This is a genomic window from Hafnia sp. HMSC23F03 (assembly GCF_001816025.1).
Lineage (GTDB): Bacteria > Pseudomonadota > Gammaproteobacteria > Enterobacterales > Enterobacteriaceae > Hafnia > Hafnia paralvei.
The window spans coordinates 31911-51156 of the sequence record NZ_KV824233.1; the positions used below are offsets into that span (position 1 = coordinate 31911).

A 19246-nucleotide genomic window follows, 5' to 3' on the forward strand; every position below is an offset into this window, starting at 1 on the left:
CATCTTTTTGCTAAATAGGTAACCGCTCGTGAGTTCTCTGGAATCTTGTATTGGAAACACGCCTTTGGTGCAGCTACAGCGCATGGCTAGCGGCTTAGGGAGTGAGGTCTGGGTCAAGCTGGAAGGAAATAATCCAGCGGGCTCGGTTAAGGATCGCGCGGCGCTATCTATGATTCAGCAAGCTGAGCTGCGTGGCGAGATTAAACCCGGCGATACCTTGATTGAAGCAACCAGCGGTAATACAGGGATAGCGTTGGCGATGATTGCCGCGATGAAAGGCTATCGTATGAAATTGCTGATGCCTGAAAATATGAGCAAAGAGCGTCAGGCTTCGATGCGTGCCTATGGCGCAGAGCTGATTTTAGTCAGCCGTGAGCAGGGCATTGAAGGTGCGCGTGATCTCGCGCAGCAGATGGCCGACCGTGGTGAAGGGCTGATTTTGGATCAGTTTAATAATGCCGATAATCCTTTGGCTCATTTCACGACCACTGGACCCGAGATTTGGCAGCAAACGCAGGGTAAGATTACACACTTTGTTTCTAGCATGGGGACCACGGGGACGATTACCGGCGTGGGGCGTTTCTTAAAGAAGCAGAGTGATACGGTTCAGATCGTCGGTTTACAGCCGTCAGAGGGGGCAAGTATTCCTGGGATCCGCCGCTGGCCGCAGGCGTATTTGCCGGGGATTTATCGTCCTGATCTGGTGGACCGGGTGCTGGATATGTCCCAGCAGCTCGCTGAAGAGACCATGCGGCGTTTGGCGCGAGAGGAAGGTCTGTTTTGTGGTGTGAGTTCTGGTGGTGCTGTTGCTGGGGCGCTGCGTGTGGCTGAGGAGTCTCCGGGAAGCGTCGTTGTGGCGATTATTTGCGATCGTGGCGATCGTTATCTCTCAACTGGCGTATTTGATTAACGGATGTAAGCAGCCAGCACACGATCCTTGGCAAATTTACAGAGAATAATAAAACTCAGGGCAGTAGAAATGCCCTGAGGTAGATTCCGGTGGCTTCTACCTCAGGTATGATAAAAATTTATTTGTTGCAAATCGATGGAAGCGCTTTGTAGGTGTACACTAACTTTTCGCCTACGAAGTAGTTGTAAATGACCCCTTCAGGAAATAAATTTCTAAATACCGTAACCCTTGCGTCGTTAGAGCAGTAACTACTGTTTATGGTTTTTTGCATCGCTTCTTGCCATTCGTGGCTCTCAATCGCTTTGATTGTGATTCCTTTCACGATGTATTTGTATGTGAATGTATTATTTTCTGCTGAAACATCAGACATTAACGTCGCCTGATCTACCAAGACTGGCAGCTTTTTCTTTATTTCCGAAACAACAGCTTGTTGAAGTACCTGGGGATCGTTGTCTTGTGATTTATTGAACTGATCAATTTTTTCTGGCGTAGATTGATCTTGTATTGCTTTTACTTTCTTATCTACATCATTAAGTTCTGGTTCTTTCTTCGGGCTTGGTTGAGTTGCTGCGCTCTGTTCGTGAGATTGATCGGCCACCGGAGCCGCCTTCTCTTTTGACGAATCATCACAGCCCCCCATGACAAGCATGGCTGGAATGAGTGCGGCTAGCATTGTTTTTTTGATCATGTTTAGTATTCCATTACTGTTTTTACTTTCTACACGTCGTTAGGCATAAAAATTAATGCCTCGCGGTAGATCTCGATGAAAAGAAGAGCAGAGCGATCTCGGTGATTAGATTACATCCCTGCTATTGGTTCGGTTGAACTTTGCTGTGTTCAACTAACTTTTTGATGCGAATGGCTGGGAGCCCCCACATGCCAACGGTACCAGAAAGTTTAGCCAGATCTTTGATTTCGTCCATATTAGCGATAACAATCGGCGACAGATTCGATTAAGTATTCCTAAAATTAGTCGCTAATGGTGCCTGCGCGGGCATTGCACGTGGCTGGTGAGTTATGGCGCAGTGTTGGTTAACGTTTTATCCGTGGCTTTTATCAAGTGATGTAAATAGGGCTGAGCGGCTTCATCCGCCTGTCCTGGGATCCGAACAATGTAGGGCTTGCCGGTTACTGAAGATGATGACGCGACTTTATCGATGAATTGTTCTGCGGTATCGATTAGGCTACGGGTATTACCCAACTTTAGCTGTAGGTGGGAAACCGCTTCATCACAGGTATGCTCACTACCGTTACGAATAAATACCAAGTCTTTTTGCTGTGCAAGCCCTTGCAACATCGCGTTGATGCGGGCCTCTTCATGAGCGTTGAGTTTTGCCCAAGCAGGGAAGGTGAGAAATAGAGCGAGAAGGGTACAGACGATTTTTTTCATGACGTGAATATGTTCCTGTTATTCGATCAAATAGCTCCTGTGCGATGTAGAGTTTTAGCCAAGAAGAAAGTTCCAAAAAAAATGGCGCCCAAAGGCGCCATTCTTGATGTATTCAACTTACTTTTTGATGCGGATAACTGGGGTTTCGCCAACAATGACGGTACCAGAAAGCTTAGTCAGCTCTTTGATTTCGTCCATGTTAGAGATAACAACCGGAGTCAGGGTAGACTTGGCTTTTTCTTCCAGCAACGCCAGATCGAATTCGATCACAACGTCGCCTTTCTTAACGCGCTGGCCTTCTTCAGCGATGCGTTTGAAGCCTTCGCCTTTCAGTTCAACGGTGTCGATACCGAAGTGGACGAACAGCTCAATGCCGCTGTCTGACTCGATTGAGAATGCATGGTTTGTTTCAAAGATTTTGCCAATGGTGCCATCAACGGGTGCAACCATTTTGTTGCCTGTTGGTTTGATAGCAATACCATCACCAACAATCTTCTCTGCAAATACAACGTCCGGCACATCTTCAATGTTGACAATTTCACCAGACAGCGGAGCAAAAATCTCAATGCTGCTAGTGTCTTTTTTGTCGTCTGAAACCAGCGATTTCAGTTTATCAAACAAACCCATGATCTTCTCCTAAGCAAGTAATGTTGGGCGGCGCCCAGCGCATGAATCAGCAGAGAGTTTTTTCTTCAATGAACTTGTTGACCACGTTCATTAAATCTTCTGCCGTTGGCTGGTTCAGAGCTTCATCTGCCAGTGCCTTCACATCTTCAAAATTCGAATTACGAATGATTTTTTTGATGCGAGGGATAGAGATAGAACTCATGCTGAACTCATCCAGCCCCATGCCCAAAAGAAGCAGTGTAGCACGTTCATCACCAGCAAGCTCGCCGCACATACCGGTCCACTTACCTTCCGCGTGAGACGCGTCAATGACCTGTTTGATGAGGGTCAACACTGACGGAGACATAGGGTTGTAGAGATGAGAAATCAGCTCGTTTCCGCGATCTACCGCTAGAGTATACTGGGTTAAGTCATTTGTCCCAATACTAAAGAAGTCAACTTCCTTCGCTAAATGGCGAGCGATAGTTGCGGCTGCTGGTGTTTCAACCATTACGCCGACTTCAATCGTTTCGTCAAAGGCTTTGCCTTCTTCGCGTAGTTGGGCTTTAAGCAGTTCTAATTCACCTTTCAGCTCACGAACTTCCTCAACGGAAATTACCATTGGGAACATGATACGCAGCTTACCGAATGCTGATGCACGCAGAATAGCGCGTAGCTGAGCGTGCAGGATTTCTTTGCGATCTAAACAGATGCGAATGGCACGCCAGCCCAAGAATGGGTTTTCTTCTTTTGGCAGATCCATATACGGCAGATCTTTGTCACCACCGATGTCCATAGTACGAACGATAACGGCCTGAGAACCCATGCCTTCAGCAACGGCTTTGTAGGCTTGGAACTGCTCTTCTTCTGTTGGGAACGCATCGCGATCCATGAACAGGAATTCAGTACGATACAGACCAACGCCTTCTGCACCGTTACGTTCAGCGCCGGCGATATCACGCACGGTACCGATATTGGCACAAACTTCAACCTGATGACCGTCCAGCGTAATCGCTGGCAGATCTTTCAGTTTCACCAGTTCGTTCTTTTCAGAAACGTACTGGTTTTGTACCGCTTTCAATTCTTCAACGATTTCTGCCGTCGGATTGACGTAGATTTTGTTGTTTACGGCATCCAGAATGAGGAAATCGCCGTTTTTGACTTGTTTGGTCACATCAGAAGTACCCACGATCGCAGGCAGTTCCAGAGAACGCGCCATGATAGAGGTGTGGGATGTACGTCCGCCCAGATCGGTGATGAAGCCTAAAACTTTGTTCAGGTTTAGCTGTGCGGTTTCTGACGGAGTCAGATCGGTTGCAACCAGAATGACTTCTTCTTGAATTGCACTTAAATCAACGATGGTCATGCCGAGAATGTTCATCAGCAGACGTTTACCGATATCGCGTACGTCAGCTGCACGCTCTTTCAGGTATTCATCGTCCAGCTCTTCCAGAGCTTTGGCCTGACCTTCGACAACTTCGTGAGCCGCAGCGTCAGCGGTCATTTTGCTGTCTTTAATGAGGGCTATGATTTCCTGCTCAAGCTCTTCGTCTTCCAACAACATGATGTGGCCTTCGAAGATGGCGGCTTTCTCTTCGCCAAAGGTCTCGCTCGCTTTAACTCTGATGGTTTCCAGCTGTTCAGATGCTTTATCACGACCAGCTTTAAAACGAGCGATTTCCTGCTCCACTTCTTCAGCAGCGATTTTTTTCCGGTTGATGATAATCTCATCTTCTTTCAGTAAAAGTGCTTTACCAAAAGCAATGCCCGGCGATACTAAGATACCTGAAATCATAACCCTACCTTACTGTTGACTGGTTAAACTAAATGGTATTGGACTTGAGAATTACTCAAGTTCTGCCATCAGTTTTACCAAGTGTTCAACGGCTTTCTGTTCGTCTTCGCCTTCAGCGGAGATAGTGACTACGGTACCTTGAGTCAGACCCAGAGTTTGCAGCTTGAACAGGCTCTTAGCGCTTGCGCTTTTGCCGTTAGAAGTCACAGTGATTTCTGAGGTGAAGCCTTTTGCTTCTTTAACGAACTGAGCAGCAGGGCGGGTGTGCAGACCATTCGGAGCGGTAATCGTAACTTCTTGCTGGAACATAGGTTTCCCCAACTATTTTTGAATTAATGTTGTGGGGCTAAAGTTTAGCTTAAAGACTCAACTTTAGCCTGTTTTCAGTTAGCGCTTCACTCGTGGAGCAGTGGCAAATCTGAGCGTTGTAGAAAATGAGTGAGGAAAGTTCATTTACAGCTGGAACTACCCCCAATCGTTTTCTCACTACCAACCCATTATGCCGCTTTCGTGCCGTTCAGGACAAATCAGTAAATCGATTCAGCCGACTTGATACAGCACGGGTGCTTTATTTCGCGCTTCAAAATAATTGCTTGGTTAAATACTAGACCCGGGCGGGAAAAGCAAGATTGGGCAGGTAAAAACTTTGAACTGCACCACAAAAAAGCACCCAGTTGGGTGCTTTTTTAGCATGTTTAGAACATCAGCATCACTGTTGCAGCTCTTGCTCTGTGAACAGATCTGCGAACAATGCCGTGCTTAAATATCGTTCACCCGAGGACGGAAGAATAACCACAATTGTTTTGCCAGTAAAGTCTGGATCGTTAGCAAGTTTTACCGCTGCAACAACTGCTGCGCCCGATGAGATCCCTGCCAGAATACCTTCTTCTTCCATCAGGCGGCGCGCCATTGCAATAGCTTCATCGTTGCCAACCAGTTCCACGCGGTCAACCAGATCTAAATCGAGGTTGTCTGGGATGAAGCCTGCGCCGATACCCTGAATTTTATGTGGGCCGGGTTTAATCTCTTCGCCAGCGAGTGCCTGAGTGATGACCGGCGATGTTTCTGGCTCAACGGCAACGGTAATAATTTGTTTCCCTTTGGTTTTTTTCAGATAACGCGTCGTGCCTGTTAGGGTTCCGCCAGTGCCAACGCCGGAGATTAATACGTCCACTTCGCCATCGGTGTCTTCCCAAATTTCTGGCCCCGTGGTTTTCTCATGAATTTCTGGGTTGGCAGGGTTGCTGAACTGTTGCAGCAGAACAAAGCGTTTCGGGTCGGAGGCGACAATCTCTTCAGCCTTGGCAATAGCGCCTTTCATCCCTTTAGCGCCTTCGGTCAGCACCAGATTGGCACCGAGTGCTTTAAGCAACTTGCGGCGCTCAAGACTCATGGTTTCTGGCATGGTCAACGTGAGTTTGTAGCCACGAGCCGCGGCGACGAAGGCTAACGCAATACCGGTGTTTCCGCTGGTTGGTTCCACCAACTCAATGCCAGGTTTCAAAATGCCACGTTTTTCGGCATCCCAAATCATGTTGGCGCCGATACGGTCTTTAACGCTAAAACTTGGGTTACGTGATTCCACTTTCGCCAAAATACGACCATTGCCGATACGATTCAGACGAACAAGCGGCGAATGACCGATTGTCAGGGAGTTGTCTTCAAAAATCTTGCTCATAGCACGTCCTTTAACTCTATGAAATTCAGGGAACATTACTTGAGCATACGCGATTACCTCCCGTAGGGAAGTAAAGAAATCGCATATGCTTATGTCAATAAGGGATTAGGTTTAGCGAAAGAGGAGAGCGACAACAAAAAGTCAGTAGTAGAGCAGCCGAAGCTGCTCAGAGAGAACGCCATAGGGGATTATGGTTGAATGCGGGAGTATTCCGCGCGGTAACGATCAACCCACATCGCTGTGGCTCCGCATACGGCAACAGGCATAATCACCAGATTAAGGATTGGGATCATGGTGAATAAGCTGGTGAGTGCGCCAAATTGCAGGTTATCGACCTTGTTGCGACGTAATGCATTACGCATATCAGGGAAACTCACCTTATGGTTATCGAACGGATAATCGCAATATTGGATCGACATCATCCATGCGCTGAACAGGAACCACAGAACGGGCGCGACGGTTTGACCCACTCCAGGAATAAAATAAAGTATCAGCAAGACGATCGCGCGTGGTAAGTAATACGCCAGCTTTTTCCATTCACGAGCCATAATTCGTGGTACGTCTTTTACCACGCTCCAAATGCTGGTGTCCGGCAAGGGTTTCCCGGTTAGCACCCCTTCAAGCTGCTCGGCTAACAGTCCGTTGAATGGCGCGGCTATCCAGTTAGCGATTGTACTAAATAAGTAGCTGAAAACTAAAACAATAGAGATAACGGCGAGCGGCCATAACAAATAGCTTAGCCACTGTAACCATTCGGGGACATGACTCATTAGGCTAGGTATCCATGCGCCTAACTGGAGAAAAAGCCACCAAAATGCGAGTCCCATCAAGACGATGTTGACCAGTAAAGGCATCACTACGTAGCGTTTGATTCCGGGTAGACGAACAAGCCGCCAGCCTTCCGAAAAGTAATGTATGCCGCTGGTTCTTTCTGGGACATTTCTTTGCATTGACCCGGTTGGGGTGTTTTTCATAACTACTCTTTCAGTTGTATTAGTTATATTAAAAAAAATCTCAGCTATCATAACTATGAGTGAAATGGGTTTCCAGTTCAGAATCGACCGAAAAATCAGCAAAAAAGTGCGAAAAGTCATCTTTCTTAAGGTAAATTTCAGTCGAGACTTGCACTTGTATCAACAGCCAAATAGAGTTATGCGTTAAGGGTTTGCCATTATGGCAATAGTATTAAAACAACAGAGATTGCGATGATGCAGGATTTGCGTCTGATATTAATTGTTGTTGGTGCGGTCGCCATTATAGCGTTGTTACTGCACGGCTTGTGGACCAGTCGTAAAGAACGTTCTTCGCTATTTCGCGATCGTCCAGCGAAACGAACAAAAAAACAGCGTGACGAACAGTCACTGGCTGAAGTAGATGAAGGCGTCGGTGAAGTTCGGGTTCAGCGTTCCAGCAAGCCTGTGCAGAAGCCGGTAGAGCCTGCTTTTGGCCAGTTTAGTGAGCCGCAAGATGACCGTCCCGATCCTTTGGATTCGGTGCGTGCGCCTTCACGTGCCACTGCGCAACCAAGCTCTGTCGTTCGAGAACAGCACGAACCAAGCGATCCTTTGTTGGGTGACGCTTTGTTTGGTGACGATGATGAAAATGATTATCGCCAGCCAGTGCAGAAGCCGGTTCGTCATTCACAACCGGCAGAACCTTCACTTCATCGCCACGAGCCAGCTCACCATGCTGAAGACGATGATGAAATTTCCGCACCTCGTGTTTCAGCATCTTATGATGATGAAGAGTACGAGGATGAGGCGCCTCAGGCTGAGCCTGTAGCGCCAGCTGAACCGGAAAAAGTGACAGAAACCGTTTTGGTTCTTCACGTCGCAGCACATCATGGTAGCGTGATCGGGGGCGAAGTGTTGCTGCAAAGCGTATTGCAGTCGGGCTTCCAGTTTGGCGCGATGAATATTTTCCATCGCCACCTGAACCCAGCGGGCAGTGGCCCTGTGTTGTTTAGCATGGCGAACATGGTGAAACCAGGCAACTTCGACCCTGACAATATGTCTGATTTCAGTACGCCGGGGATCTCCTTCTTTATGATGGTGCCTTCCTACGGTGACGCCAACCAGAACTTTAAGCTGATGCTGCAATCAGCGCAGCGTATTGCTGACGATGTAGGTGGTGTGGTGCTAGACGATGAGCGCCGCATGATGACACCGCAGAAGCTAGAGATTTACAAAGCGCGTATCCGTGAAGTTTTGGATAACACGGCAAAATAACGCTAAAGCGATATAATCGAGTAAACTGAAACCCCCGTATATCGGGGGTTTTTTATCATTAATATATGATGGTGGATTATGACTTCTACGACCGGACAACAACTTCAACAGCAACTCGACCAGTTGAGAACTGCGTTGCGCCATCATGAGTATCAGTATCACGTGTTAGATGCCCCAGAGATCCCTGACGCCGAATACGATCGTTTGATGCGTGAGCTGCGCGCGTTGGAAGAGCAACATCCTGAACTTATCACGCCTGATTCTCCTACCCAACGAGTGGGTGCAGCGCCATTATCTGCATTTAGCCAAGTGCGGCATGAAGTTCCTATGCTTTCGCTGGATAACGTTTTCGATGACGAAAGTTATTTAGCCTTTGACAAGCGTGTTCACGACCGACTGAAAACCGCAGAGCCATTAACTTTTTGCTGCGAGCTTAAACTTGATGGCTTGGCCGTTAGCCTGCTCTATGAAGATGGTGTCTTGGTTCGAGGAGCGACTCGCGGCGACGGTACGACCGGCGAAGATATCACGGCTAACGTGAAAACGATCCGTGCGATCCCTCTGCGGTTGCAAGGCGATAATATTCCTCGTCGTGTGGAAGTCCGTGGTGAAGTTTTTATGCCGCTAGCCGGTTTTGAAGCCATGAATGAAGAAGCGCGTCGCAAAGACGGCAAAGTTTTTGCCAATCCGCGAAACGCCGCTGCGGGATCGCTGCGCCAGCTCGATCCTCGGATCACGGCTAGACGTCCGCTGACATTCTTCTGCTATGGCGTTGGTTTGATGGACGGTGGCGAACTGCCTGCCAGCCACTATGCCCGTTTACAACAGTTTAAAGCCTGGGGCTTGCCGGTGAGCGATCGCGTTAAACTGTGTACTGGCAGCGATGAGGTGCTGAAGTTTTATCGTCAGGTTGAGCAGGATCGCCCAACGCTAGGTTTTGATATCGACGGTGTCGTCATCAAAGTTGATAGCATTGAGATTCAGGAACAGCTCGGTTTTGTCGCGCGTGCACCTCGCTGGGCGACGGCGTTTAAGTTCCCCGCTCAGGAACAAATGACGGTGGTAAACGGCGTTGAATTTCAGGTTGGCCGTACTGGGGCAATCACGCCCGTGGCTCGTCTAGAACCCGTTTTGGTAGCAGGCGTTATTGTGAGTAATGCCACACTGCATAATGCTGATGAAATTGATCGTCTTGGCCTGCGCATTGGTGACACCGTTATTGTGCGCCGTGCTGGTGACGTGATACCACAGGTGGTCGGCGTCGTTGAAGCGCAGCGTCCTGAGAATACACAGGAAATCGTCTTCCCGCAGCATTGCCCAGTGTGCGGTTCTGACGTTGAGCGTGTGGAAGGCGAGGCTGTGGCTCGCTGTACGGGCGGGTTGATCTGCGGTGCGCAGCGCAAAGAGTCGCTGAAGCACTTCGTTTCACGTCGCGCGATGGACGTTGATGGTATGGGCGACAAAATCATCGAACAACTGGTCGAAAAAGAATATGTGAAAACACCGGCCGATCTCTATCGCTTGACGGCGGGGATCCTCACGGGCCTTGATCGCATGGGGCCGAAGTCTGCGACGAATCTGGTTAATGCCTTAGCGAAGTCGAAAGAAACGACGTTAGCAAGGTTCCTGTATGCATTAGGTATTCGCGAAGTAGGTGAAGCCACCGCGGCGAATTTGGTTGCACACTTTGGCTCACTCGAGGCTTTGCGTGAAGCTGATGTTGAAGCGCTGAAAAGCGTACAGGACGTGGGTGAAGTCGTGGCTAAGCATGTGCGCCATTTTCTCGGTGAAGAGCATAATCAGAAAGTGATCGATGAGCTGATCAGCGACGAGATTGGTATCCACTGGCCAGCACCGCAGGTCATTGTGGCTGAAGAGATTGATAGCCCATTTGCAGGCAAAACCGTGGTATTAACCGGCTCGCTGAGCCTGATGCCGCGTGATGAAGCTAAAGATCGTCTGGCTGCGTTAGGCGCTAAAGTCAGTGGCAGCGTATCCAAGAAAACCGACATGGTTATTGCAGGCGAAGCGGCAGGATCTAAATTAGCTAAGGCTCAAGAACTCGGTATTCCGGTGATTGATGAAGCGGAAATGATTCGGCTGTTAGGGCTGTAATTATCTCTTATACATAACCTCCCCTTTTAGCAGGGGAGGTTAGTTAAAGGGGATGAATAGGTTAAACATGGAAAAAGAAAACCTTATTGAGATCGCCAATATGGTGATGCCTTTTGGTAAATATAAAGGCCGCGTGCTGATCGATTTACCGGAAGAATATCTGTTGTGGTTTGCGCGCAAAGACGAGTTCCCACAGGGGAAGCTTGGTGAGTTGATGCAGATTACGTTAGCCATCAAGATTGAAGGGCTAGAAGGATTGGTTAAGCCGCTTAAGCGTCAACGCAATTAATAAGGGCAGTGAAAACTGCCCTTATTTTTACCTTGGATTTTTTACTGTGGCTGGATATGGGTAATGTTGCCAGCCTCATCATGCATGACTTTAACAATACGGTGCGCCTGCTGCGGATGAGTCTCACCAATGCGCTGCTGTAGTTCATGGTTACGCATCATTATCAATACCTTCCATAGATAGCGCAGCGCAAACCACAGCGCCAGAATTATCCCCATCGATATAATAATGAGGCTGTAATCACCCAGCCGGTTCAGGTTGGTGAGTAAATCGTGGCTGTTGAGCAGATAGCTGTAGAGAAAGAAGACAATGGCAAGCCAAACGCCAATAATCAACAGCGGCTGTCCAAAACCAAACCAAATATAGAGCAGCATTCTCTGGCGTTTGTTCACCTTGGAAGCCGTGAGAAAGCTTTTGGCTGATACTTCAATGATCGGATTTTCCATGTTGAATACCCCTGTCAGGACTAACCCACACTGCTCGCGCACCTTGGCGACGAAACAGCACGGAGGGAACGGCAACCAAACTGGTTACCACGTTGATTAACCAAAAGATTAATGGATACCAAATCGTCCATAGATAGCACTTCAAAATTCCGCGGTCGTAACGGCGGTCGATTAGGCAACTCACCAACAGTTGCAGCAGACAGGTCACCCCAAGCACCATTCCGTTCCAGACCGGTACGACTGAGATCTGCCATTTGGTTGGCAATGGAAAAAAGGCATCGGCAAACATCAGCAGGAATGCAAATGCCATGCAATAGGCCCAAAAAATACTCACTACATACTCGCAAAACAGCGGCAGCATCATGCGGTTACGCGGCGTAAACATGGCTGGAAAATATTTAAATACGGTCTGTACCCCGCCTTTTGACCAGCGCAGGCGCTGTCGATAAAGACCCATAAGGGTTTCGGGGGTTAATATCCACGTCAGCGCTCGTGGCTCATAGCAGATTTCCCAGCCATGAGTCTGTAATTTCCAACTGATATCGATATCTTCAGTCAGCATATCCACGCTCCAGTAACCGACTTCTTCAAGAGCGCTTTTACGGAATAGGGCGATAACGCCAGATACTGTAAATAGGCGACCAAACACTTGCTGACAGCGCTTGATGAGTCCGACCGTTGAGGAGAATTCACCTACCTGCATGCGTCCCAGCAATGAGGTGCGATTGCGAATGCGTGGATTCCCCGTGACTGCTCCCATACGAGGATGCTTAACGAAATGACGGACTAAAAAGTGCAGCGCGTTCGCATCAAGTAACGCATCGCCATCCATACAGAGAATAAAATCCCCGGTAGCAAGCTGTGCAGCCGTATTCAGCCCCACGGCTTTTCCTTGGTTTTTATCCTGATGAATTGCCACTAAAGTCGGAAATTGTTCGACTAATTCATTGAGGATCTCACCGGTGCGATCTTTGCTTCCGTCATTTACTGCCAGCACTTCATAGTCTGGATAGTTGAGAGTCTGTAAGTGACTGATGACTTCACGTACGTTTTGCTCTTCGTTGTAGCAGGGTACAATGATCGAGATACGTGGGGTGATTGCCTCAGAGAACTCAGGATGAGTGAAATCATCGTGTCGCTCGTAAGCCACGAAATAGATCAGCCCGCCTAGCATCCATAGCCAAGCCATGAAAAAGGGATAATAGAAAACAAAGCCAAACAGTAACGTTGGAATATCAGATGTGAAAAAGTGGCTCATGGTGCCGTTCTCCACTGTTTGATGCTTGGCTGTTTAACGCCCTCTTGCACTATCTGGCTGTGGCATTTGGGTAGCGGTTTACGCTCAATGACATCGCTTTGTGCCGACATTAATGGGCGAATGATTTCAGTATTCGGCTGATTGTTGAGGAAATCGTCTGGGTAATAACCGAGATGCCGCGCCCCAAGTGCGCGCAATAGCGTGAGTTGGTGCAACAGAACATGGCTATCAATAGGCTGTTTCTTTTTCCAATCGTGACTTTGCAGCTCAAAAACAGTTTTTTGGATACCCAGAGGCTGCGCAGCGACTTTCTGATACAGCTGAGTTAACCAGCGATCTGGTGTTGCAGAAGACTCCATAAAAGGCATTGCCATTAGCGCAGTGTAATCGTAGCTAGCCAAGAATTTTGGCAGGCTTTGGGCATACCAGTGTTCAGCTGTTTCCTCCATCACTGGCTGCGCATATAGATTGCGGGCGGTCATTATGTTGGCACTGGCGAACTGATTTTTTTGCGCTTCACTAGCAAGCTGCTGTGTAAAACTAATCAAGAAATCAGTCTTTTTATCTGTCCATATGCGCATTAGTGCGGGATCTGCTTTGATCTTGTTAATGTCATCAGGCAGTCCCCATGCTCGGTATTGGGCTAGCGCGGCAGGACGAGTGTCTTCATCGTCGCTGAGCGCGGCGTCATCATGGAACAGAATTCCCTGAAATGGCGTGTAGCGTGCTAGATCATGATAAAGCTGAGTGATAGTCGCGCGGACGTCCGGCTCAAATGGGCTGAGCCGCGGGTAAGGTGACATACTCGCGCGCGTCTGGCTGTGGGTAGAGGTTACCCATTTATCTGCGGCGGGATTGCTTTTCGGCAGAGCAAAGCTGAGCACTGGCATCCACGCGAAAACATTGACGTGAGTACGCGTCTGTAACTGCCACGATACGCGGCTGAAGAGGTCAGCTCGCATAGGCAAGACGCTGTTAGGGAAGTAAACCTCTTTGATCAGGCCACTGCCGTCAGGATCGGCAAAAGCCTGAAGATAAACGCTGGTTGGCGCTAAATCCTTAATGCGATCCAGCAGACAGGATAAATTTTTATCCTGCTGGCGCGGATCGGGGTCATAGACATAATCTAAATCGACGTGCACGACACGTTCAACGGGATAGATATTGCCGTTATATTTGGCTGGCGCTCTGAGTTCCTGCTTGAGCAATGATGTGGTGGTGTCATAGCCGATCAGAATGCGCGTAATTTTATCTAGCGGAACGGAAGGGGCGTTTGCGCCAGAATCCAGAGTAAACATAATCGGCATGCCCAAGCTACGGGCAATTGCCTGCACCGGTTGATGATACGCGCCATAGGGCCAGACCATGATACGCGGGGCTTTGCCCGTGTATTGCTGGATTAGACGGGTGCTGGTGGCCAGATCGTCGCGAACTCTTTGGGTATATTCGCGCTCGGTTTCATAGCGTTTTTCATCGCTTAAATAGCGTAATGCGGTAGCGGCAGGTAATTCATTCCCCTGAGGGTTTGCCAACATTCCGTGGTGCAGATTGTGAGTGTGAGAGGCGAACTCGACCAGCCCAGAGCGCTGCATCTCAGCGACTTCGGCCCAGTTGAGAAAATAGTCTCCAGGCAAAGTAACCGTGGCGCTGATTTTGATTTTTTCATCAGCGGGATGATTTACCCAATCGGTAATCAACGCTTGAACCGCAGGGTATCCATAGGCTTTCAGCAGTGGAAATACGTGCGTATAAAAACTGCGATAGCCATCGTCGAAGCTAAGCAGCACCGAGCGCGGTGGCAACTTCTTTTTTCCTTGGCGTGCCGCAATGATTTGGTCAACGGATATCGTGTGATAATCATTTTCTTTCAGCCATGCAAACACCGAGGCCAGCGTTTTTGTATCAATGGCGGTGGCATCTGGATAGGTTTCAAAGCTGGCACGTAGATTATCTCGTACGTCATGGAACGCTAATACGCGAAAGGTGACGCCGTCGTCGGGATCGGCCGGCGGCTGAATATCAACCGGGGGCAGTTGTTCAGCGGCAAAAGCCCCTTGAAGCAACATGATGCTCAAGATAAGAGTGGTAATTAAACGAGTAATAGACGTCATAGCGCGCTTCCTAGAGGTAGTGTCAGTGACAGATAAAAAAGGGTTCTGTTTTCGCGCGATTCGTCGTAGCGATGAGTATTAATTCCGATGCCGTAGGTGAGCTCTGAATAGGCAGTGAGCGCCCACTGATGTTCTAGCCTGAGCTCTGCAAACAGGCTATTGCCAAAATGACGCTGCTGATATTCACCTGCGGTGAGGGAGGTACGCTGGGTGAAGTGGCGGCGCGAGGATTGCCAAGGCGTCCATTGATGTAACAGGGTGATCCCCGCCGAATAGTCGCGTTCAGGGCTGAAATATTCGGCATCAGACAAGCGGTTGCTGCTGGTGGAAAGCGCTAGTGAGGCATCCAGTCGATGGCGTGGTTTCGTCCACACCATCTGTGTTGCTGAGGCCTGCCACGCCTGGCTAAGATTGCCGTCGCTCAAGCGTTGGTTTTGATAGCTAAACTCGGCAGTGCGGGTGCTGTCGGTTTGATAATGTACGGCGGCGCTTGTTTGCTTGCTGCTGATACCGTTATCGTAGGCTTTCCATGCGAGCTCATTGCTGTTGTTATCGTATCCAACATCGAATTGCCAATGGTCGGAAGGCAAATAGCTAAGTTGGGTCGCGACGCCAGTTTTCGCAGAGCTGCCATTGCTACGGTTGATTTCTAAAGCACTAAGCCACTGAGTAGCACGAAAATCTATACCAGCACCGTTACGTACGCGTAGCGGTGTGCCTTCTTCTGTTTTCCCTCGGCCGGTAAATTGATGTGCAAACAGTCGCCAGTTTTGCTGAATCGGCGCCGAATATAAGTGGCTATCTATTTGCCAGTCATAATCGCTCAGTGTGCCGTTACCACGTCCTCCGCTCGCGTCGGAAGTAAAATAGGGCAGTTGCTCATGCTGATAATTATCAACAAACTGAGTAACCGAATGGTTGTCTTCAAAACCGTGAGATAATTGCTGATAAATGGTTTGGCTAAGTTCAAAATCACGGCGTGCCAGAGAGGCTTCGCCAAGCCCGGCTCGTGCCTCTAGGCTGTCTGGCGTTTGATTCAGCGCAATTCGATAGGCCTGCGCTGAGTGTGTGGGCAAGTCTCGCAGCAGATAGGCTTGAGCCTGTGTGGTGAGTAGGGCGTCGTTCATTGGCGCAGAGTGAACCAAGCTGTCAATTTGCTGCTGGCCCAGCGTGACGTTTCCGCTGTACAGCGTATACTGCGCCCGCATTTTTTTGACCGTAGCGTAGTCCGGATTCACGAGGCCAGGTGCGGCGCTGAGTCTGACCCATTGCGGTGTATTAGGCTCAAGTTCGGACAACAGCTTTTCAGCTTGCTCATAACGACCACAGTCTAAAAGGGCATAGAACAGCATTTCTTGTGTGGGAATCGGGTCGATCTCCCCAGGTGCCGCGTGAGCTAAAGCATATTCATAGCTAGCCACGGCTTTCTCGGGCTGTTCCAACTGCATAAATGCATCGCCGCGTGCGACGCTGACGTAGGCCGGCAACGCTGTCAGTTTCTCGAGTTCATCAGCACGAACGATAGCCTCACGAGCATCACCTTTGCCACTCAATGCGACGATTTGATCGCCCAGAACCTGAAGGTATACCGGAGCGTTTTTACGTGCATAAGTCGTAAGAAATTCTTGCTCGTTATTAACGGTCTCATTGAGAGGGATGAGACGCTGCGGGCCGTTATCATTGCGACTTTCGTCCAAACCCCAACGCAGGTAGAGGCTCAGCCTATGCTGAGCGATTTCTTCTGCGCGAATTTTTGGGTTTAACTGTGGTTTCTTTTGGATTTTATCCCAAGCCAGCGTTGGCGCGCCTAACGCCATTAGCTCAGAAACCGAAGGTTCTTCCACGATAGCTGCGCAGACTGGATATGGAACAATGGGTAATATCAGGAAGGCCGCAAACGCCACGTTTTCCCAACGAGGGTTTAAATAACTCACAAACGATACCTTTTCTGTTGTTACTGGATTACGGTGCGGTGAAGGCAGAAATAAAGTACATGCTTTCTCATTAGGCTATTTGTGGTAAATAAAATCTTAGCTTTAATGAATTAGGTGCATATATACATATGGACTAATTACCTAAGAATATTCCCTTAACTTCATTTGTAGCCAATTGTTCTATAACGAGAGAATCCTAGTAATGATTTCATGCGCTGAATTAATAGTGGAGTGAAAAAAAGTATAATCCTGTGATGTTAATGTTCAGCGATGCTTTGCTCTCTTGTTATAAAACGGTATCTGCGTAAAATAATAATGGAAATTTGAAGATGAAAATGGATGTAGGCAATGGGATGTGTTTTTATTTTCATATGACATTTTCAATAAAATAATCACGAAATTTTCTTCATCATGAATAGGAATTATCTCGCATGTATGAATATTGATAATGTGAGGGATTTTCCAGGTAGGAGCTTTAGATGAAACAAGGGAAAATAACGATTAGTACGCTAACGCATAAAATTGTTACTGTAGATGGAGAGGAACACACATTACGCAGTAAAGAATATCAAATGCTATGCCTGCTTTTAGAACGAGCACCTCTCTGTGTCACTCGTCGTGAGATCATTTCACATGTTTGGAGCGGGACTTACAGCGCTGATGCGACGATTAATCAAACGATGAAATCAATTCGACGCAAGCTGGGAGACAAGGATTTCACGTTGATTCAAACCATACCTCGCATGGGGTATCAAATCGAGCATCCAGAACTTTTCGCTTTGGAGCCGATAGTAAATAATGATCCTGTCCATCCAGGGAATAGCGTTTCGGAGAAGAAACAGCAGAGTGCCTTTTCACCGGAAGACAATAAGCCTAAAACACAAAATATTCACCCAGCTAATAACCATACCTATGGAATAAAACGCTGGGGTGGGAGTGTAACTATTGGGATATTATGTTTTATCTGTGGAATGTTGTGGCATGGTGGGGCACCAACATTGCCCATTTTACTAAAAAGTAAAGTGCGCGATGATATTCCCAATTCGTTAATCTCTGCAGCCAAACAAGAGGAGGGGAGTGCAATCATCTCTGATGATTATAGATTTGTTTGTAAGTATTCATGGCATGGCGAAGAGCAATTTTCACTCGTATGTACTAGGGTTAAATTATCTGAAAATGAAGCCGTGGAAAAATAGAGACTATTTATTTTTAATTTTAGAATTTATATTATTTGCAATAAGATTCCTCTCAATATATGTGAAATTATAAATTTATAATCTGTAAAGTTTATATTTTATGTTTCATCGGAAGACTTTAATTTAGCAATTGATAATATTATTAAAGTTATACGTAGTTTTTGCCGTATATAGGTATATGAAACAGTACGAAAGGGACTGTAAAATCCATCTAGGGTAGCCTAGTCTTTCTCTAGAACACGGCAGCTGATATCTCAAGCAGGCATTATGAACATCATACCTCCGGTAAATGCGCGGCCAGATGCTTTATCCACGTTACATGGCGAGAAGCTTACGGCAGAAATGTTGACGGTTAAAATCGATCAGCTGCTTAACTTACTTGATAGAAAGGATATCTCTCCTCAGCAACGTGAAACATTGATTCGGGCGCTGGCTTCGTTACAGCAGGAAAGAACCCTGCTGAGCCAACTCCATGCCGGAGCCAAACCTTCCCAACCCTCCTTTCTGATGCAGAGCAGTCGCCCTGAAGGCACAGCAGCTACGCGTACGGTACTGGCTGATATACAGAGTGCTCAGACGGTCGTGATTGGAGATACTGCCAAGGCGTTGATGAGCAAAAGTGAAATCCAGCATGCTTTACAGGTTAATCAGGGATTAGATAAAGCGCTAGGCGGCCTAAGCCCTAGTTCGCAGACGTCTGATGTCGTGCGATCCCCGTTGGAAAATTATTTGGCTGTTGCCGCTCAGAATCCTGTGGTGAATGTGAAACCTGATGAGGCAGAGAATAAAATCACCTCGGTAACAGACCCTAAGCCTCTCTTTGGACTCATTCCGCAGGAGTGGGTGTCTAAAAGTATGCGAATTCCAGCTCGTTCTTCTGGGTGGGTGGTGTTTGTGGGGGTTATGGTTTTGTTGGGGATGGTGCTATGGGCTTGGTAGCGATAAATAGGATTGGGTGTGTAGAAGATGTCATACAGAAGGAAGGCGGGGGTACAAAAACAAAAAAACGCCTCTCGGCGCTTAATGTTTTATCTGAATGGTGGGTCGTGCGGGATTCGAACCTGCGACCAATTGATTAAAAGTCAACTGCTCTACCAACTGAGCTAACGACCCGCAGAAGTGGTGGGTGATGACGGGATCGAACCGCCGACCCCCTCCTTGTAAGGGAGGTGCTCTCCCAGCTGAGCTAATCACCCAATCGGAAATCTGTCGTTTACTGCGATACATCAATAAATTCAGGTTCACTGGTCACTCTAAAAGAGTGGTGGGTGATGACGGGATCGAACCGCC

The 19246-nt window shown here is 48.0% G+C and carries 17 protein-coding genes and 3 tRNA genes (1 of these 20 running past the window's edge); 6 read left to right on the forward strand and 14 right to left on the reverse strand.

Features of this window, described 5'->3' with window-relative positions; genetic code table 11:
- Positions 1–28 precede the first annotated feature (28 nt).
- The gene (gene cysM, locus HMPREF3091_RS15030; protein ID WP_070716716.1) at positions 29–910 is read left to right on the forward strand and encodes a cysteine synthase CysM; all 882 of its coding nucleotides are present in this window, start codon (positions 29–31) and stop codon (positions 908–910) included.
- Positions 911–1028: 118 nt separating this feature from the next.
- Here cysM and HMPREF3091_RS15035 read toward each other — a convergent pair whose 3' ends face one another.
- From HMPREF3091_RS15035 to cysZ, 7 genes are all read right to left on the reverse strand, one after another.
- Positions 1029–1598: a protein K gene (locus tag HMPREF3091_RS15035; RefSeq protein ID WP_070716719.1), complete on the reverse strand. Its 570-nt coding sequence runs from the start codon at positions 1596–1598 to the stop codon at positions 1029–1031.
- Positions 1599–1925: 327 nt separating this feature from the next.
- Positions 1926–2300, reverse strand: coding sequence for a YfeK family protein (locus tag HMPREF3091_RS15040; RefSeq protein WP_070716723.1), 375 nt, complete (start codon positions 2298–2300; stop codon positions 1926–1928).
- 117 nt (positions 2301–2417) lie between these two features.
- On the reverse strand, positions 2418–2927 hold the full coding sequence (crr, locus tag HMPREF3091_RS15045; protein ID WP_004096191.1) for a PTS glucose transporter subunit IIA: 510 nt from the start codon (positions 2925–2927) through the stop codon (positions 2418–2420).
- Positions 2928–2973: 46 nt separating this feature from the next.
- Positions 2974–4701, reverse strand: coding sequence for a phosphoenolpyruvate-protein phosphotransferase PtsI (gene ptsI / locus HMPREF3091_RS15050; protein ID WP_004096190.1), 1728 nt, complete (start codon positions 4699–4701; stop codon positions 2974–2976).
- 51 nt (positions 4702–4752) lie between these two features.
- The gene (gene ptsH, locus HMPREF3091_RS15055; protein ID WP_000487600.1) at positions 4753–5010 is read right to left on the reverse strand and encodes a phosphocarrier protein Hpr; all 258 of its coding nucleotides are present in this window, start codon (positions 5008–5010) and stop codon (positions 4753–4755) included.
- A 400-nt stretch (positions 5011–5410) separates the two neighbouring features.
- Positions 5411–6379 carry a cysteine synthase A gene (cysK, locus tag HMPREF3091_RS15060; protein ID WP_070716727.1) on the reverse strand — a complete coding sequence of 323 codons (969 nt, stop codon included), beginning with the start codon at positions 6377–6379 and terminating at the stop codon, positions 5411–5413.
- A gap of 188 nt (positions 6380–6567) precedes the next feature.
- Complete coding sequence (gene cysZ, locus HMPREF3091_RS15065; RefSeq protein WP_083321436.1) at positions 6568–7353, reverse strand: sulfate transporter CysZ; 786 nt, start codon at positions 7351–7353, stop codon at positions 6568–6570.
- 231 nt (positions 7354–7584) lie between these two features.
- Between cysZ and zipA the strand changes: the two genes are divergently transcribed.
- The 3 genes from zipA to HMPREF3091_RS15080 all read left to right on the forward strand — a co-directional run bounded on the left by zipA (position 7585) and on the right by HMPREF3091_RS15080 (position 11011).
- The gene (gene zipA / locus HMPREF3091_RS15070; RefSeq protein WP_070716731.1) at positions 7585–8607 is read left to right on the forward strand and encodes a cell division protein ZipA; all 1023 of its coding nucleotides are present in this window, start codon (positions 7585–7587) and stop codon (positions 8605–8607) included.
- Between the two features lie 78 nt (positions 8608–8685).
- On the forward strand, positions 8686–10722 hold the full coding sequence (gene ligA / locus HMPREF3091_RS15075; RefSeq protein WP_070716733.1) for an NAD-dependent DNA ligase LigA: 2037 nt from the start codon (positions 8686–8688) through the stop codon (positions 10720–10722).
- Positions 10723–10789: 67 nt separating this feature from the next.
- Positions 10790–11011: a DUF3820 family protein gene (locus HMPREF3091_RS15080; protein ID WP_008812854.1), complete on the forward strand. Its 222-nt coding sequence runs from the start codon at positions 10790–10792 to the stop codon at positions 11009–11011.
- Between the two features lie 41 nt (positions 11012–11052).
- Here HMPREF3091_RS15080 and HMPREF3091_RS15085 read toward each other — a convergent pair whose 3' ends face one another.
- From HMPREF3091_RS15085 to pgaA, 4 genes are read right to left on the reverse strand one after another with little or no spacing between them, the layout of a single operon-like run.
- Positions 11053–11457, reverse strand: coding sequence for a hypothetical protein (locus HMPREF3091_RS15085; protein ID WP_070716735.1), 405 nt, complete (start codon positions 11455–11457; stop codon positions 11053–11055).
- Positions 11438–12715, reverse strand: a complete 1278-nt coding sequence (pgaC, locus tag HMPREF3091_RS15090) for a poly-beta-1,6-N-acetyl-D-glucosamine synthase (RefSeq protein WP_070716738.1) — start codon at positions 12713–12715, stop codon at positions 11438–11440. Before pgaC ends, HMPREF3091_RS15085 begins: the two co-directional genes overlap by 20 nt.
- Positions 12712–14826, reverse strand: coding sequence for a poly-beta-1,6-N-acetyl-D-glucosamine N-deacetylase PgaB (gene pgaB / locus HMPREF3091_RS15095; RefSeq protein ID WP_070716739.1), 2115 nt, complete (start codon positions 14824–14826; stop codon positions 12712–12714). The genes pgaC and pgaB overlap by 4 nt, the downstream gene beginning before the upstream one ends.
- Positions 14823–16760, reverse strand: a complete 1938-nt coding sequence (gene pgaA, locus HMPREF3091_RS15100) for a poly-beta-1,6 N-acetyl-D-glucosamine export porin PgaA (protein WP_070716741.1) — start codon at positions 16758–16760, stop codon at positions 14823–14825. Before pgaA ends, pgaB begins: the two co-directional genes overlap by 4 nt.
- 479 nt (positions 16761–17239) lie before the next feature.
- On the opposite strand from pgaA, the gene HMPREF3091_RS15105 reads away from it, so the two are divergent.
- Both HMPREF3091_RS15105 and HMPREF3091_RS15110 read left to right on the forward strand, forming a co-directional pair.
- The gene (locus tag HMPREF3091_RS15105) at positions 17240–17956 is read left to right on the forward strand and encodes a winged helix-turn-helix domain-containing protein (RefSeq protein WP_004096167.1); all 717 of its coding nucleotides are present in this window, start codon (positions 17240–17242) and stop codon (positions 17954–17956) included.
- A gap of 267 nt (positions 17957–18223) precedes the next feature.
- Positions 18224–18895, forward strand: a complete 672-nt coding sequence (locus HMPREF3091_RS15110; RefSeq protein ID WP_070716744.1) for a hypothetical protein — start codon at positions 18224–18226, stop codon at positions 18893–18895.
- 98 nt (positions 18896–18993) lie between these two features.
- Here HMPREF3091_RS15110 and HMPREF3091_RS15115 read toward each other — a convergent pair.
- The 3 genes from HMPREF3091_RS15115 to HMPREF3091_RS15125 form a co-directional block, all read right to left on the reverse strand.
- Positions 18994–19069, reverse strand: a tRNA-Lys gene (locus HMPREF3091_RS15115).
- A 7-nt stretch (positions 19070–19076) separates the two neighbouring features.
- Positions 19077–19152, reverse strand: a tRNA-Val gene (locus tag HMPREF3091_RS15120).
- Positions 19153–19218: 66 nt separating this feature from the next.
- A tRNA-OTHER gene (locus HMPREF3091_RS15125) sits at positions 19219–19246 on the reverse strand (it continues 45 nt past the right edge of the window).

Coding starts and splice junctions, on each gene's coding strand:
- HMPREF3091_RS15110 (WP_070716744.1), top strand. CDS start 18,224: ATGAACATCATACCTCCGGTAAATGCGCGGCCAGATGCTTTATCCACG.
- pgaB (WP_070716739.1), bottom strand. CDS start 14,826: ATGACGTCTATTACTCGTTTAATTACCACTCTTATCTTGAGCATCATG.
- HMPREF3091_RS15105 (WP_004096167.1), top strand. CDS start 17,240: ATGAAACAAGGGAAAATAACGATTAGTACGCTAACGCATAAAATTGTT.
- cysZ (WP_083321436.1), bottom strand. CDS start 7,353: ATGAAAAACACCCCAACCGGGTCAATGCAAAGAAATGTCCCAGAAAGA.
- HMPREF3091_RS15080 (WP_008812854.1), top strand. CDS start 10,790: ATGGAAAAAGAAAACCTTATTGAGATCGCCAATATGGTGATGCCTTTT.
- cysK (WP_070716727.1), bottom strand. CDS start 6,379: ATGAGCAAGATTTTTGAAGACAACTCCCTGACAATCGGTCATTCGCCG.
- ptsI (WP_004096190.1), bottom strand. CDS start 4,701: ATGATTTCAGGTATCTTAGTATCGCCGGGCATTGCTTTTGGTAAAGCA.
- HMPREF3091_RS15035 (WP_070716719.1), bottom strand. CDS start 1,598: ATGATCAAAAAAACAATGCTAGCCGCACTCATTCCAGCCATGCTTGTC.
- pgaC (WP_070716738.1), bottom strand. CDS start 12,715: ATGAGCCACTTTTTCACATCTGATATTCCAACGTTACTGTTTGGCTTT.
- ptsH (WP_000487600.1), bottom strand. CDS start 5,010: ATGTTCCAGCAAGAAGTTACGATTACCGCTCCGAATGGTCTGCACACC.
- crr (WP_004096191.1), bottom strand. CDS start 2,927: ATGGGTTTGTTTGATAAACTGAAATCGCTGGTTTCAGACGACAAAAAA.
- zipA (WP_070716731.1), top strand. CDS start 7,585: ATGATGCAGGATTTGCGTCTGATATTAATTGTTGTTGGTGCGGTCGCC.
- HMPREF3091_RS15085 (WP_070716735.1), bottom strand. CDS start 11,457: ATGGAAAATCCGATCATTGAAGTATCAGCCAAAAGCTTTCTCACGGCT.
- HMPREF3091_RS15040 (WP_070716723.1), bottom strand. CDS start 2,300: ATGAAAAAAATCGTCTGTACCCTTCTCGCTCTATTTCTCACCTTCCCT.
- ligA (WP_070716733.1), top strand. CDS start 8,686: ATGACTTCTACGACCGGACAACAACTTCAACAGCAACTCGACCAGTTG.